Source organism: Streptomyces sp. NPDC055955 (assembly GCF_042270245.1).
Classification (GTDB): Bacteria; Actinomycetota; Actinomycetes; order Streptomycetales; family Streptomycetaceae; genus Streptomyces.
The window spans coordinates 15,641-29,605 of record NZ_JBHJYS010000034.1; the positions used below are offsets into that span (position 1 = coordinate 15,641).

13 protein-coding genes are annotated in these 13,965 nt (G+C 69.2%); 1 reads left to right on the forward strand and 12 read right to left on the reverse strand.

Annotation, left to right across the window (positions count from 1 at the left end):
• Positions 1–4: 4 nt before the first annotated feature.
• The 12 genes from ACFC96_RS42175 to ACFC96_RS42230 form a co-directional block, all read right to left on the reverse strand.
• A complete protein-coding gene (locus ACFC96_RS42175; protein WP_376617751.1) occupies positions 5–547 on the reverse strand; it encodes a hydrogenase maturation protease in 543 nt (180 codons plus the stop codon).
• Positions 544–1,980, reverse strand: coding sequence for a hypothetical protein (locus ACFC96_RS42180; protein WP_376617753.1), 1,437 nt, complete (start codon positions 1,978–1,980; stop codon positions 544–546). Before ACFC96_RS42180 ends, ACFC96_RS42175 begins: the two co-directional genes overlap by 4 nt.
• Complete coding sequence (locus tag ACFC96_RS42185) at positions 1,977–2,642, reverse strand: DUF6084 family protein (protein WP_376617755.1); 666 nt, start codon at positions 2,640–2,642, stop codon at positions 1,977–1,979. The genes ACFC96_RS42180 and ACFC96_RS42185 overlap by 4 nt, the downstream gene beginning before the upstream one ends.
• Positions 2,639–3,292 (reverse strand): DUF5947 family protein, encoded by a 654-nt coding sequence (locus tag ACFC96_RS42190; RefSeq protein ID WP_376263840.1) that lies wholly within the window; start codon positions 3,290–3,292, stop codon positions 2,639–2,641. The genes ACFC96_RS42185 and ACFC96_RS42190 overlap by 4 nt, the downstream gene beginning before the upstream one ends.
• On the reverse strand, positions 3,289–3,885 hold the full coding sequence (locus ACFC96_RS42195) for a hypothetical protein (protein ID WP_376617756.1): 597 nt from the start codon (positions 3,883–3,885) through the stop codon (positions 3,289–3,291). The genes ACFC96_RS42190 and ACFC96_RS42195 overlap by 4 nt, the downstream gene beginning before the upstream one ends.
• Positions 3,882–5,660 (reverse strand): nickel-dependent hydrogenase large subunit, encoded by a 1,779-nt coding sequence (locus ACFC96_RS42200; protein WP_340456568.1) that lies wholly within the window; start codon positions 5,658–5,660, stop codon positions 3,882–3,884. The genes ACFC96_RS42195 and ACFC96_RS42200 overlap by 4 nt, the downstream gene beginning before the upstream one ends.
• Positions 5,661–5,752: 92 nt before the next feature.
• Entirely contained in the window at positions 5,753–6,841 is a 1,089-nt protein-coding gene (locus ACFC96_RS42205; protein ID WP_340456567.1) for a hydrogenase expression protein HypE, read from the reverse strand.
• A gap of 127 nt (positions 6,842–6,968) precedes the next feature.
• Positions 6,969–8,714 (reverse strand): enoyl-CoA hydratase-related protein, encoded by a 1,746-nt coding sequence (locus tag ACFC96_RS42210; RefSeq protein WP_340456566.1) that lies wholly within the window; start codon positions 8,712–8,714, stop codon positions 6,969–6,971.
• Between the two features lie 380 nt (positions 8,715–9,094).
• Positions 9,095–9,562, reverse strand: coding sequence for an SRPBCC family protein (locus ACFC96_RS42215; RefSeq protein WP_376617758.1), 468 nt, complete (start codon positions 9,560–9,562; stop codon positions 9,095–9,097).
• Positions 9,563–10,215: 653 nt separating this feature from the next.
• The gene (locus tag ACFC96_RS42220) at positions 10,216–11,388 is read right to left on the reverse strand and encodes a thiolase family protein (RefSeq protein ID WP_376227564.1); all 1,173 of its coding nucleotides are present in this window, start codon (positions 11,386–11,388) and stop codon (positions 10,216–10,218) included.
• Between the two features lie 83 nt (positions 11,389–11,471).
• Positions 11,472–12,230 carry a 3-hydroxyacyl-CoA dehydrogenase gene (locus ACFC96_RS42225; RefSeq protein WP_376617760.1) on the reverse strand — a complete coding sequence of 253 codons (759 nt, stop codon included), beginning with the start codon at positions 12,228–12,230 and terminating at the stop codon, positions 11,472–11,474.
• Between the two features lie 150 nt (positions 12,231–12,380).
• Positions 12,381–13,535, reverse strand: a complete 1,155-nt coding sequence (locus ACFC96_RS42230) for an acyl-CoA dehydrogenase family protein (RefSeq protein ID WP_376617762.1) — start codon at positions 13,533–13,535, stop codon at positions 12,381–12,383.
• A gap of 119 nt (positions 13,536–13,654) precedes the next feature.
• On the opposite strand from ACFC96_RS42230, the gene ACFC96_RS42235 reads away from it, so the two are divergent.
• Positions 13,655–13,954, forward strand: a complete 300-nt coding sequence (locus ACFC96_RS42235) for a hypothetical protein (protein ID WP_376617763.1) — start codon at positions 13,655–13,657, stop codon at positions 13,952–13,954.
• The last annotated feature ends 11 nt before the right edge of the window (positions 13,955–13,965 follow it).

The window sequence follows — 13,965 nt, forward strand, 5'->3', positions numbered from 1 at the left end:
CTCCTCACTTACCGGCCTCACGGGCGGCGGTGCCGACCACGGGCGTCTGGCTCTCCCGCACGATCTCCTCGATCACACGTACAGCTTCGGGAACTGCGGCGGCCACCGGAGCACTCAGGCCGATGCCTTCCTCCAGTGAGGCGGGCTCGCAGCCCACCACCACGGTGCGGCCGGGAGGTGTCCCGCCCGTCCCGGAGCAGAGGGTGTCCAGCAGGGCCAGGACCGCGTCCGGTGACATGTGGTGGCCGTCGAGCACGGGTCCTTGCGGCGCGATGTCCCCGGGCGAGTCGACGTCGATGCGGTAGACCGTTCCCGGGTCACCGCCGCGGGCGGTGGCATCGACGAGCACCAACGTGTCGTATCCGTTCAGCAGTTGGTACGCGAGGTGCACACCCCGTACGCCGATGTCCACGACCTCGACATGCGCGGGCAGTGGGTGTGCGGCGAGTGCGCGCACCGTCTCGACGCCGAATCCGTCGTCGCCGAGAAAGATGTTTCCCACGCCGGCGACGAGGGTGCGGGCGCCGGTCTTGCGGTCCTCGGTCACTCGTCCTCCAGTGGTGCGACCTCGTCGGGCTGGAAGTACAGGAACCGGCCCTGCTCCCGACGGATGTCGGCGCCGGGGTCGCCGTCGACGGTCACCGCCAGATGCACTCCCCCGTCGACGTCGTGCAACACGGCCTCGACGAGCGCCGTGCGTCCGTGCAGGAACAGGTCCTGGGCGTCGGTGCGGCGCCGTCCCGCGCGCAGGGTCACCCGGCTTCCGGCACTCACGGGCCGGCCGTCGACCAGGACCTCGTCGCGGGCCGGGTCCAGGCCTGCGTCACCCTCCGGATCCCACCACGGGGTCTCGGGCATGACGACATGCGGCTGACCCGGTTCGACGAGAAGGTCCGCTTCGCCGGTCGCGGTCGGGGCAGAGCCTGTCACTTCCCGGAGGGACCGCACCGCGCCGTGCAGACGTTCCAGCACCTCGGGGGGCATGGACTCGGCCAGGTCGATCACGGCGGCGGCCTTCGGGTCCGTGCCGCGCGCCTCGCGCTTCTCCTGTTCGGTGAGGGCCGCGGTGCGCAGGGCAAGGATCTCGTCGATCTCGGTGGCGTCGTACAGCGCTCCCGGACTTTCGGGGGCGACGGCCGGGTGGTCCTCCAGGATGATCGGCGAGGACAGCACCAGGTCCGCGCGTCCCGGCTCGCCGGCGAGTACCGGCCAGGTGTGCAGGTTGCGGCACTCGGCGACGGCGCCTCTGGCCCATTCCGGAGGGTCGGTCATGGAGAGAAACGAGCCCGCGCCGAGACACAGCAACAGGTGTGTGGCGACGAGCGAGTGCGGGAGCGCGGCGTCGCGGTCGCCTTTGCCGTCAGCCGGGGACCAGGTGCTGGTGTTCTCCACCACGGCGGTCAGCCGGGAGACGCGGTAGGGGCCGTCGACCTCGCGCGTGGACAGGCGTACGACTCCGCTGACCTCTTCGCACCGGCGGACCAGTCTTCCCACCAGCCGGCCCTCGGCGTCGTGAACCGGTTCGGTCTCCTCGCGCGCGGGGCGGCTGAAGGGGACCATGATTCCGCCGCCGGCGAGTTCGGCCACCGTGGCGGTCACCTCGACGCGTTCCTCCGCGCCCTCGTCCCAGGGAACCAGCACACGGTCCGGGAGCGACAGTTCGGACACGTCCTCGAACGAGCCGTCCTGACAGGCTTGTTGCACGGTGCGGCGCTGAGGGTGCAGGAAGCGCACCTCGACCGACAAGGTGGCGCCCGCTTTGGGCTCCATCAGACACTCGGTGTGCTGGAAGTCGTGCTCGTCGCAGTCCGCACCCCAGGCCGGCGGGACCAGCACGCCGAACTGCCAGCGCAGCCGGTTCTTGGCCGCCGACGCCCGGTACGGATAGAGCACGTAGCCCTCGAACAGCACCGCGTCGGCCACCGCGCGGGCGACGGCGAACCGTGTCTCGGTCTCCTGGCTGAACACGGCTGTCGTCACGGCGCCGACCTCTCGCTGGTCCGGGGCAGAGCGTCCGCGGCAGCGGAGTCGAGAAGGGTGCGAACCGTCGCCTCCCAGGAGGACAGCGCCCGCCGCGAACGGAACTCCAGCAGGTCGTCCATGGTGTCGCGGGGCAGCCTCACCCAGCCCGCACCCGGGAAGTGCTGGTCGATCATCTCCTGCCACACCTTGACCGGCAGGAGATACGGGGCCTCGCAATCCCAGGGCACGGGTTCGACGTGGAAGCCTCCGTCGCCGGTGAACGCGGTCCCGGAAAAGAGCAGGAGGAGCGGCACGTCCCCACTCGACAGCGCGTGGAAGTAGCGGGTGGAGGCTACGTCCATGTCGTACGTGCAGGGCACGGCCAGGTCGACCTCCGTCTGCCCGGTGAAACTGGGGACCATGACGGAGATCTGCGCGAACTGCAACGGCTGGAGAGTGCTGCCCCAGCGGGCTCGCCGGCCGAAGAGGTCATGCAGTCCGTCGGCCTCGTCGGTGTCGTAGCCGCGTCTGGCCGGTTCGATGCGCATCTGGCAGCGCAGGGCGAGCGCGTGCACGCGGGTCTGCTCGGAAGCATGGACGCGCAGCCGGAAGACCAGGGTGGGGCCGGCGGCGTACTGGTCGGCGCGGACGCCGACGCAGGAGAACGAGAACTCCGTCATCGGCGGCGCGCCCCCTCCGGTGTCCTGGTCCGCTGCGCGATGTGGTCGAAGAACGCGGTCAGGTCGGCGCGGGCCTCCGCCCCGCCGTCGAAGCCCTGCCACAACATGCGCATCCGTCCGACGAGTTCGTAGCAGATGTCGACCGGCACGAGATAGCACTCGGTCCGCTCCTCGACCCGGCGCAGGAGCAGAGCCTCCACGTCGGGTTCGAGCAGTTCGGCCAGGCGGCTGTTCCCGAGCGCGGTCTGCCAGGTGGACGGGTCGAGTTCGCTCTCGGTGGCGCCGGCCGGGCTGGGGTAGAGCGCGACCAGTCTGTCCAGCGAGGCGTTGCGGAAGAAGAACGCGACGCTGACAGGGATCTGCAGAAGCTCCCAGACTCCCTGGTCGAGTCGGTGGTCCGGGTCTGCCAGATAACGGTCCGGGACGGTGCGGAATCTCCCGCCCCCCGCGCCGCTGTGCTCGAAGAGCATGGCGCACGGAGTGCAGGCGCAGGCGAGGGAGCGGTTCTCGGTGTCGACCATGTGCCGGTGGTTGCCGTCGTCGATCTGCGCTCCGCACAGTTCGCACACCTCGGGCCGGGACGTGCGCGGCTCGGTGAACCGCCGCAGCCCCGATGCGGGCGGACGCGTCCGCTCGTGTGGCGTACTCATGGTGTCTTCGGCGAGGCGGGGGCACTGCCGCGTGCGCCGGAGGGTGGTCGCGAGATCTGCAGCAGAGGCGGTTCCTGCGAGGAAGCCGCCCCCTCGATCTCGACCGTCGTCACTTCCGGCGCGAAGCAGGAGAGGGCAGCCTCCACCTCCTGCCGGTCGGCCGCCGCGGTGCTCGCGCAGCCGCAGCCCGAGCTCTCCGTCGAGCGCAGGTGCACGGTGCCGGTCGCGTCGTCGAAGCTCACCAGCTCGACAGGATGGTTCCGCACGCTTCCCAAGGCGCGGGCGATACGGGCGGTGGTGTCCTCCGGGTGCAGGTCGTGCAGGACCAGCAGACTGGTGACGACGGCGTCGTCGAGCAGCGCGGCGAACGGGTCGTCCTTGGACGTGGGGGCTTCGAGCAGGGAGACCATGCGGGCCAGACCTGTGCCGTAGTAGTCCATCAGTACGCGCACCAGTTCCTCGGCCGCACCGGCGGCTTCGGAGTCCGCCTCGGCGGTCAGGTGGTCGATGATCTCCTCGACCCGCCGGCCGGCCTCCTCCGCGTTCGCCGCCCTTGCGCCGGACGACCGGGCCGTGGTGGTGGACGCGCTCATCCGGCCAGGCCGCTCAGTCCGGTCGGCACGTGCATCTTCTGCACGGTTTTGCCGCCACCGACGTACATGTGGACACCGCAGGGCAGACAGGGGTCGAAGCTGCGCACCGCCCGCATGATGTCGATGCCCTTGAAGTTCTCCGGCGTGTTCTCCTCGAAGATCGGCGTGTTCTGCACGGCGTCCTCGTACGGGCCCGGGGTGCCGTAGGTGTCCCGCACACTGGCGTTCCACGGAGTCGGCGGATAGGGGTGGTAGTTGGCGATCTTTCCGTCGCGGATCACCATGTGATGGGACAGGACGCCGCGTACCGCCTCGGTGAAGCCGACGCCCAGGCCCTCGTCCGGCACCTCGAACTTCTCCCAGGTCTGGGTACGCCCGGCGCGGACCTCCGCCAGGCCCTGCTCGGCGCAGTGGAGCGCGATGGCGGCGGCGTAGGCCTGGAAGTAGGTGCGGGCCCGGTTGCGCTCCAGCGCGTTGCTCCACTGCGGGATCTTCCACTCGAAGCGTGTCTCGGGCTTGGTCATCGTGCGGGGCAGGGTGATGACGACGCTGTTGCCGGTGGCCTTCACGTAGTCGGTGTCGACGAGCCCCGACAGCGCCGTCGACCACAGGCGGGCGATGGGGCCGCCGCCGGTGTCGAGCGCGAGGTAGTCCTTGCCGTCGAACCAGCGAGGTGACATCACCCAGCTGTAGTTGCCCTCGAAGTCGCGCTTCTGGGGGGCCGGGATCGTGTGCTGGTTCCAGGGGTGGCGCGGGTCGACCGGGTTGCCGAGCGGGTCGTGGGTGACGAACTGCTCCTTGCCCTGCCAGTCCTCGTAGTACGAACTGCCGAGCAGGATACGGATACCCAGGTTGATCTCGGTGAGGTCGTTGGTGACGAGTTTGCCGTCCACGATGATGCCCGGGGTGACGAACATCTTCCGTCCCCAGTCGGTCATGTTGGCGTACGTGAAGTCGCAGTACTCGGGGTCGTTCAGCGCACCCCAGCAGCCGAGCAGTACGCGGCGGCGGCCTACTTCCTCGTATCCGGGCAGGGCCTCGTAGAAGAAGTCGAACAGGTCGTCGTGCAGGGGCACCACGCGCTTCATGAACTCCACGTAGCGCATGAGGCGGCTCATGTAGTCGGTGAAGAGCTGGACGGACGCGATGGTGCCCACGCCACCCGGGTAGAGCGTGGAGGGGTGCACATGGCGGCCCTCCATCAGGCAGAACATCTCACGCGTGTAGCGGCTGACCTGGAGGGCCTCGCGGTAGAACTCGCCCTCGATCGGGTTGAGCGAGCGCATGATGTCGGCGATCGTGCGGTAGCCGTGCTCGGCCGCGTGCGGCGCCTCGGTGCGCTCCGCGAGTTCCAGCACCCCGGGGTTGGTCTCGCGGACCATCTTCTCGCAGTAGTCGACCCCGACCAGGTTCTCCTGGAAGATGTTGTGGTCGAACATGTACTCGGCGGACTCTCCGAGGTTGATGATCCACTCGGCGAGGTGCGGCGGCTTCACGCCGTACGCCATGTTCTGCGTGTACACCGAGCAGGTGGCGTGGTTGTCGCCGCAGATGCCGCAGATGCGGCTGGTGATGAAGTGCGCGTCACGCGGGTCCTTGCCCCGCATGAAAACGCTGTAGCCGCGGAAGACCGACGACGTGCTGTAGCACTCCGCCACCCGCTTCTGCTTGAAGTCGATCTTGGTGTGGATGCCCAGGCTGCCTACGATCCGGGTGATCGGATCCCAGGACATCTCCACCAGGCCGTTGCTGTCGGTCTTCGTCTTCGATGCCATCTTCTGTGCAGCGCCCTTCGTCAAGTCTTCGTACGGGAGGTCGGATCACCTGGGACGGCCACCCCCGAAGGCGCGCCGTGCGGTACATGCACTCACCACGGCGACCGGTATCCGGTCGTCAACTTGTCGCCCCGGTGACGCCACTTCGGCTCCTTGTCCACGGTCTTGGCCGTGATGGAGCGGAGCTTGCGGATCACCGAACCGTACGCACCGCTCGCCGTGCTGGACAGCTTGCCGCCGGGCGGCTCGTCCATGAACGGCATGAACTTGTCGGGGAAGCCGGGCATGGTGCAGGCGATGCAGATGCCGCCGACGTTCGGACAGCCGCCGATGCCGTTCATCCAGCCACGCTTGGGCACGTTGCACTTGACGACGGGGCCCCAGCAGCCGAGTTTGACCAGGCACGTGGGCGAGTCGTAGGAGGTGGCGAACTGGCCCTGCTCGTAGTAGCCGGCCCGGTCGCAGCCCTCGTGGACGGTGGCCCCGAACAGCCATGCCGGGCGGAGCTTGTCGTCCAGCGGAATCATCGGAGCCGACCCTGCCGCCTGGTAGAGCAGATAGGTCAGGGTCTCGGAGAAGTTGTCCGGCTGGATCGGACATCCCGGTACGCACACGATCGGGATGCCGGCCTGGGACTTCCAGTCCCAGCCGAGGTAGTCAGGGACGCCCATGGCACCGGTCGGGTTGCCCGCCATCGCGTGGATGCCGCCGTAGGTGGCGCACGTCCCGATGGCGACGACGGCAAGCGCCTTGGGCGCCAGCCGGTCGATCCACTCGCTCGTCGTGATCGGCTGGCCCGTCTCGGGATCGTCGCCGAACCCGCACCAGTAACCCTCGGGCTTGATGGCCTCGTTGGGGATGGACCCCTCGACGACCAGCACGAACGGGTCGATCTCGCCGCGCTCCCCCTTGAAGAACCACTCGATGAAGGTGTCCGCGCCTCCTACCGGTCCGCATTCGAAGTCGATCAGCGGCCAGTGGACGGCGATCTTCGGCAGGCCGGGAAGCACGCCGAGCACGATTTCCTCGATGCTCGGCTGCATGGCGGCCGTCAGAGCCACGGAGTCACCGTCGCAGCTCAGTCCCGCGTTGATCCAGAGGATGTGAATCGTCGGGGATTCTTCCTCGGCGGGCGTATCGGGCACGTCGGAATCGACCACGGTCGACGCTGCTGCATCCATAGGGATGCCTCCTAGGGGGAGGTATACAACGAAAGGGCACAAATAGGCCCTCGTCTTCCTTGATAGCAGGCACCAGGGCACTGCGCGACGTGGCCGTGCGCAGTGCTGCGCGGACCACCCGGACAGGTCACCGGCCCGTCGCACCTACGCGGATCAGGTGGGACGGCGTCTGCGTGGCCGGCTGCTTGCGGACGAACGCACGCCGCAACGCGTGGTAGGGGGCATCGGGATCCGAGAAGGTGCGGAGCATGCTGGCGAGCTCCGCTTCCCGGTACAGGGACAGCGGCCTGACGGATTCGTCCCGCTCCCGCGTCCGCTTCTTCGCCGCGATGCGCTCCTGCATCCCGGGAGACTCGGCGAGCCGTACGGCCGAACGGGTCACTTCGCCCGAGAAATCCTGCGGGCAGCACTCGACCAGCCGGTCCACCAGACCCAGCCGCAAGCCCGCCGACGCGCTCACGGGCAACGCCTCCTGTGTCAGGCGGTCGGCCGCCTCGGCGCCCACGCGGCGCGGCAGCGTATAGGTCCAGTACTCGGACCCGTACAGCCCCATCAGCCGGTAGTGCGGGTTCAGCACCACGCCCGCGCGGCACCACACCTCGTCCGCGGCGAGGGCCAGCATGGCCCCGCCCGCGGCCGCGTTGCCGCCCAGGGCACTGACCACCAGCCGGTCGGTGGTGGTCAGAACGGCCTCGACAAGGTCGTTCATCGCGTTGATGTTGGCCCAGGACTCGGCACCCGGATCGGCGGCCCCCTCAATCACGTTCAGATGGATGCCGTTGGAGAAGAAGTCCCGGGTGCCGCCGAGGACAAGCACGCTGGTGGGACGCGAGCAGGCAGCCACGTAGGCGTCGAGCAGGCGTCGGCAGTGCGATGTGCTCATGGCGCCGCCCGGGAAGGAGAAGGACAGGAAGCCGACCGCCCCCTCCTCGCGATAGCGGATGTCGGACCAGGTGTGCCGGTCACGGTCCGCGGCGGGCGCGAAGGTGCTTTCGGGAAGCCCGGACGGCTTGGCAGGGACCGGCACCTCGGGAAGCGCGGGTAGTCGGCCGGCGAGTGCCTGAACCGCGGGCAGTTTGAACGGCCTTGGCTCCCCCGGTCTGCGGCGGGGCCTCAGTTCGGGGATCCACACGGCGCCGTCCACTGTCGCCCGGCAGATCGCACCGGCTCGGGTGGCGAGCAGTTTCCCTGGGCGCCCCTTCAGCTCGTCCTCCGGGTAGCCGCCGTGCAAGTGCCACTCCTCGCCGAGGAGTTCGTCCAACACACCGGGAGACGAATCGGCGGCACGCAGCTTGCGCAGCACGGCCTCTGTACTGTCCCGATGCCAGCGGATGCGCCGCAGGGTCTGGGGGTAGGAGGGGCGGGTTCCTGCTGCTGCCCTGTTCCGCAACTGAGCCTGGGGCTGGGGCGCATGGACGCCCGAGGCGAATCGGTCGACGGCCAGCAGCACCGCGGCCGACGCCGCGTCCGACACCTCGTTCCGGTACAGGTCACTCTTTGCGACCCGAGGCACCGGGAAGCCGACCGACGCCCACACGTCGCCGGCGTCCATCTCCCCGTTGGCCTGGAGCACCGTGACGCCCCAACGGTCCACGCCCGCGCTGATCGCCCAGTCGAGCGAGGAGGGACCCCGGTCACCGACCGGGCCGGGGTGAACGATGAGGCAGGTGTGCCGGCGCCACACGTCCTCGGGGACGGCCCTCTTCAGCATGGGCGCGATGACGAGTTCCGGCTCGCAGACGCGGAGTGCGTCGCGCAGTGCATCGTCACTGGACGCGAGATGCACGTCCAGGGTGTGCCCTCGGTCCCGCAACTCGGCGTGGACACGCTGAGTGAGGCTGTTGAACGCGCTCGCCACCAGCAGAATGTGCACGGCAACCTCCCATAGCCCCGGGGCAGCGGCCGGAGCGGGTCCGGCCACCCGCGATCCTCAGACACGGGGCAGGAGCGACACCGAAACCGGGCCGCGCCGTCACTCCAAAAGCGCAAGGGTTGACGACCACTCGGCGCACGTGCGAGTCATCGCCGGCAGCGTGGGCACGACCCACTGCTCCTGGGCCCGGCGGGAGCCGAGCCACGGATGCGCGCCACGTCCCTCCCCCGCCGGCTTCGACCAGCCAAGGAAACAGCACAAGAACGAAGTTGAACGGACAATCAAGCACCTTCCGCGCCCCGCTCACGGAGTCAGCGGCGCCGCCACGCCTTCGGGAACGCACCTGAAGCAGTTCCCCGCAGCCACGCGACTGCCCCGTGTCAGAGGGACCCTTCGACGTACGACGCCAGGTTCGCCAGCGAGGAGGCGATCCCGGCCTCATGGGACGCTTGGTCGATGCCGAGTGGAACATCCGTGGCGGTGACCGTCACTTCGGTCCCGGCGCCCGTGGCAGTCAGGTGCCAGGTCATCGTCATGGTGCCCGCGTACGACGGGTCGTCGGACTCGAACACCGCACGCTGCACCACGCGCTCCGGTGGCACCAGGGCGGCGAACCCGACGTCGACGACATCCGTCGAAGCGGACGTCTTGCCCGGGTTGTCGGCAGCGTCGAGATAGGTGAGGACCATGCGGAACCCACCACCGGGCCTGGGGTCCCACCGTTCCACCCGCCCGCTCATGCCGTCCGGCGGCAGCCAGGTCTCGATGGACTCCCGGTCCACCAGAGCGCCGTAGACGACCGCCGGTGGCGCCGCGATCATCCGCCTTGCGCTGTCAGTCCTCCGCATGGGCCCGATTCTAGAACCGAGGTCCCATCAGCCGAGGATGTCGCCGGTCGGCCGAAGGAGAGACCATCCGCCGAGGCCTGGTCATGGATTCTTGTCCTCGATCCGGTGCCCTGTCTCCTACCTACGTTTCGGGGACGGGCCCGAATCCCGCGGACAAGCCCGAAACGCCAACTCCATTACACGTTGCCTGAGTTCGTCAGGAGAGAGGCCGTACAGCGGGACAGGGCCATCGGAGCCGGGCTCGAACGGCGCCACGGCGAGATGCGGCAGCGGCACGCTGCCCAGGGGACCTGGAGACGTCCGGGGGGTACGTACCGTGAGCCTGTGCGGGATGTGCTCGCTGACGGCGCCGGCCACCTCGGCGCGCGGACCGGGCTCAGTTTCCCCCGAGGCGCTTGCGGAGCTGGGGCGTGAGCGCCTTGCCGCTCGGATTGCAGGGGCAGTCGCGTGACGAAGCGAGACCGCACGGAGCTTCTCGCACGGCGCGAGTGGCCCACGCGAACACGATCACCGTCCGCGCCCGGTCCGACGTCCTCGCGCACGAGAAGGCGGACCGCGTCCCGTACCGCCTGGAAGTCAGCGGCGACCATGCCCGCTGTCCCGTCCGGTACGAGACGGGCCCATGTGGCCCGTCCCGTGGCCGCGCCGGTGGGTCAGAGCAGTTCGAGGATCGTGGCGTTGGCCATGCCGCCGCCCTCGCACATCGACTGCAGGCCGTACCGGATGTCGTTGTCCTTCATGTGGTGCACGAGAGTCGTCATCAGTCGCGCGCCGGAGCCGCCCAGCGGGTGGCCGAGCGCCATCGCGCCGCCGTTGGGGTTCATCCGCTCGTAGTCGGCGCCGGTCTGCCGCTGCCAGCCGAGCGAGACGGAGGCGAACGCCTCGTTGATCTCGTACGCACCGATCTCGTCGAGGGACAGTCCCGAACGCTGGAGGACCTTGGCCGTTGCCGGGATCGGGCCCTTGAGCATCGTGACGGGGTCGACGCCGGTGACGACACCGGTGTGGAAACGGGCGATCGGCGTCCAGCCGTTGCGCTCGGCGACCTCGGAGGTGGTGATCAGGAGCGCGGCCGAGCCGTCGGAGATCTGCGAGGCGTTGCCCGCGGAGACGACGCCGTTCTCCTTGAACGGGGTTTTCAGCTGACCCAGCTTCTCGACGGTCGAACCGCGGCGCACGCCCTCGTCGATGTCGAAGACGCGCTCGTTGCCGTCGGCGCCCGTGACCGTGACGGGGGTGATCTGACCCTTGAACCGGCCCTCGTCGATGGCGCGGGCGGCCCGCTCATGGGAGTCGACCGCGTGCTGGTCGAGCTCCTGGCGGCTCAGCCCGAACTCGTCGGCGATCATCTCGGCGCCGATGCCCTGGTTGAACGTGACGTGGTCGTAGCGCTCGCCGACCAGCGGCCCGAACGGGGAACCGAAGGTCCCGCCCGCGCGGGTGGAGCCCATCGGCACGCGCGACATGATCTCGACACCACCGGCTATGGCGATGTCGTACTGGCCGGCGATCACGCCCGCGGCGGCCTGGTGCACGGCCTGCTGCGAGGAGCCGCACTGGCGGTCGATCGTCAGGCCGGGCACGGACTCGGGCCAGCCCGCGGCAAGGACCGCGTAGCGGCCGACGCCACCGGCCTGCTCGCCGACCTGGGACACACAGCCCCAGATCACGTCATCGACGGTGGCCGGGTCGAGGCCGTTGCGCTGGGCCAGCGCCTTGAGCACATGGGCGGACAGGTCTACCGGGTGGACACCGGAGAGGGCGCCGCCCGGCTTGCCCTTGCCGACCGGGGTGCGAACAGCGTCGACGATGACTGCGTCACGCATGGGAACTCCTGCTCGTACGAAGGAAAAGACCGATGTGTACGGGAAGGCCGCGGGGTCTACGGGAAGCCCACGGGCCGGACCGTCTACTTGGGTGCCATCCGGATCGAGCCGTCGAGGCGGATGGTCTCGCCGTTCAGCATCGGGTTGGTGATGATCGCCTCGACGAGCTGGGCGTACTCGACGGGCGCACCGAGGCGGCTCGGGTGCGGCACCTGCGCGCCGAGGGAGTCGCGCGCCTCCTGGGGCAGTCGGCCGAGGAGCGGCGTCTCGAACAGGCCGGGCGCGATGGTCATCACGCGGATGTTCGTCCTCGCCAGGTCGCGGGCGATCGGCAGCGTCATACCGACGATGCCGCCCTTGGACGCGGAGTACGAGCACTGGCCGATCTGGCCGTCGAACGCCGCGACGGAGGCAGTGTTGACGATGACGCCACGGTCGCCGTCGAGCGGCTCGTTGGCGCCCATCGCCTGGGCGGCCAGACGGATCACGTTGAACGTACCGATCAGGTTGACCTCGACGACCTTGCGGAACTTGGCGAGGTCGTACGGGCCCTCCTTGCCGACGGTGCGACCCGCGCCGCCGATCCCGGCGCAGTTGACGGTGACGCGCAGCGGCGCGAGCGCGGTGGCGGCGCCCACCGCGGCCGTGACGTCGGCCTCACTGGTGACGTCACCGGGCACGAACGTGGCGCCGATCTCCTTGGCGACGGCGTCACCGTCGGACGTGGCCAGGTCGAGGATGACGACTCGGGCACCGTTCGCGACGAGGCGCTCGGCGGTCGCCCGGCCGAGTCCGGAAGCTCCGCCGGTGACGAGGGCGGACGAGCTGGCGTCGATCTGCATGGGGAATTCCCTCTCCTGCTGTACGAGGTCCTGTGGTGCGAGGCCCTGCTCTACGCGGTCCTGCTGTACGCATTGCGGTGGTACGAGTTCCTGCTGCAGGCGTTCCTGCTGTACCCGTGCGGGTCGTACGAGTTCCGGGCGAGCTGGGTCTCAGAGGCCGAGCGACTTGGCGACGATGGTCTTCATGACCTCGCTGGTGCCGCCGTAGATGCGCGTGACGCGGGTGTCCGCGTACAGCCGGGCGATCGGATATTCGGTGACGTAGCCGTAACCGCCGTGCAGCTGAAGGCACTTGTCGATGACCCGGCCCGCGACCTCCGTGCAGAACAGCTTCGCCTTGGCGGCGTCGACGACCGACAGCTCGCCCGTGGCGTGCAGTTCCAGGGCGCGGTCGGCGAACAGGCGCGCGGCCTCCGCCTCGGTGGCGCACTCGGCGAGGACGAACTTGGTGTTCTGGAAGGCCGCGACCGGCTTGCCGAAGACCGTGCGGTCCTTGACGTAGTCGGTGGCGAAGCGCAGTGCGGCCTCGGCGGCCGCCGCGCCGCCCAGCGCGATGGCGAGGCGCTCCTGGGCGAGGTTGTGGGACAGGTACGAGAAGCCCTTGCCCTCCTCGCCGAGCAGGTTCTCCACCGGCACCTTCACGTCCACGAAGGACAACTCGGCGGTGTCGGACGCCTTGAGGCCGATCTTCTTCAGCTTGCGGCCGACCGAGAAGCCCTCGGACCCGGTCTCGACACACAGGATCGACAGGCCGGCGCGGCGGTCCTCGGCGTTGAACGGCGTGGTGCGCACGACGACGAGGACGAGGTCGGCGAGGGCACCGCCGGTGATGAAGGTCTTGGCGCCGTTCAGGACGTAGTGCGTGCCGTCCTCCGAGAGCGTGGCGCGGGTCTGGATGTTGGCGAGGTCCGAACCGGTGCCCGGCTCCGTCATCGCGATGGCCGTCATCAGGTCGCCGGTCACGAAACCGGGCAGCCAGCGCTCCTTCTGCTCCTGCGTCGCGTACGCCATGAGGTAAGGAAGGATCAGGTTGGCGTGCACCGAGTAGCTGCCGAAGGTGACGCCCGCACGAGCGGTCTCCTCCATCACGACGGCCTGGTACTTGAAGCCCTCACCGGCGCCGCCGAACTGCTCCGGCACCTCGATGCCGAGAACACCCAGCTCACCGAGCCTACGGTAGAAGTCGCGGGGAGGGTGTCCCTCCTCCTCCCACTCGTGGTGGACGGGGACGACTTCCTTCTCGATGAAGTCCCGCAGCGTCGCGCGGAACGCCTCGTGGTCCTCGTTGAACACCGTACGGCGCACAGCAGCCTCTTCTCGTACTGGCCTCGTTCTGCGCCGCCGCGTGTGGCCTGCGTCGCAAATCCTGTTCGAACGATCGTTAAAGTAATCCGCGGCGCAGAACCTGTCCATATTCCTGACAGGTGACCTGCTTCACGCGGGCCCGCGCGGCCCGCCGCCGGGAGGACCTGCGCCATGCCCGAAGCGCACCCCTGGCAGGGCGCACCGTTCTCATCTCCGGCAGCAGCCGCGATCTCGGGCTCGCCACCGCGCTGCGGGACGCCCGCGACGGCACCCAGGTGGCCCTGCTCGCCAAGGACGGACCCCCCCGACCCGCGCCCGCCCGGCACCGTTCACAGCGCGGCCCGCCGGATCGAGGAGGCGGGGGCGCACACCACGAGCCGCCCGTCCCGGCCCCAGAGCTCGCCCTACGCCCCGCTTGACCGTTCGCACA

Bases quoted from the DNA above. Each gene is read 5' to 3' on its own strand.
- ACFC96_RS42200 (WP_340456568.1), bottom strand. From the start codon at position 5,660: ATGGCATCGAAGACGAAGACCGACAGCAACGGCCTGGTGGAGATGTCC.
- ACFC96_RS42220 (WP_376227564.1), bottom strand. From the start codon at position 11,388: ATGCGTGACGCAGTCATCGTCGACGCTGTTCGCACCCCGGTCGGCAAG.
- ACFC96_RS42225 (WP_376617760.1), bottom strand. From the start codon at position 12,230: ATGCAGATCGACGCCAGCTCGTCCGCCCTCGTCACCGGCGGAGCTTCC.
- ACFC96_RS42205 (WP_340456567.1), bottom strand. From the start codon at position 6,841: ATGGATGCAGCAGCGTCGACCGTGGTCGATTCCGACGTGCCCGATACG.
- ACFC96_RS42215 (WP_376617758.1), bottom strand. From the start codon at position 9,562: ATGCGGAGGACTGACAGCGCAAGGCGGATGATCGCGGCGCCACCGGCG.
- ACFC96_RS42185 (WP_376617755.1), bottom strand. From the start codon at position 2,642: ATGACGGAGTTCTCGTTCTCCTGCGTCGGCGTCCGCGCCGACCAGTAC.
- ACFC96_RS42195 (WP_376617756.1), bottom strand. From the start codon at position 3,885: ATGAGCGCGTCCACCACCACGGCCCGGTCGTCCGGCGCAAGGGCGGCG.
- ACFC96_RS42190 (WP_376263840.1), bottom strand. From the start codon at position 3,292: ATGAGTACGCCACACGAGCGGACGCGTCCGCCCGCATCGGGGCTGCGG.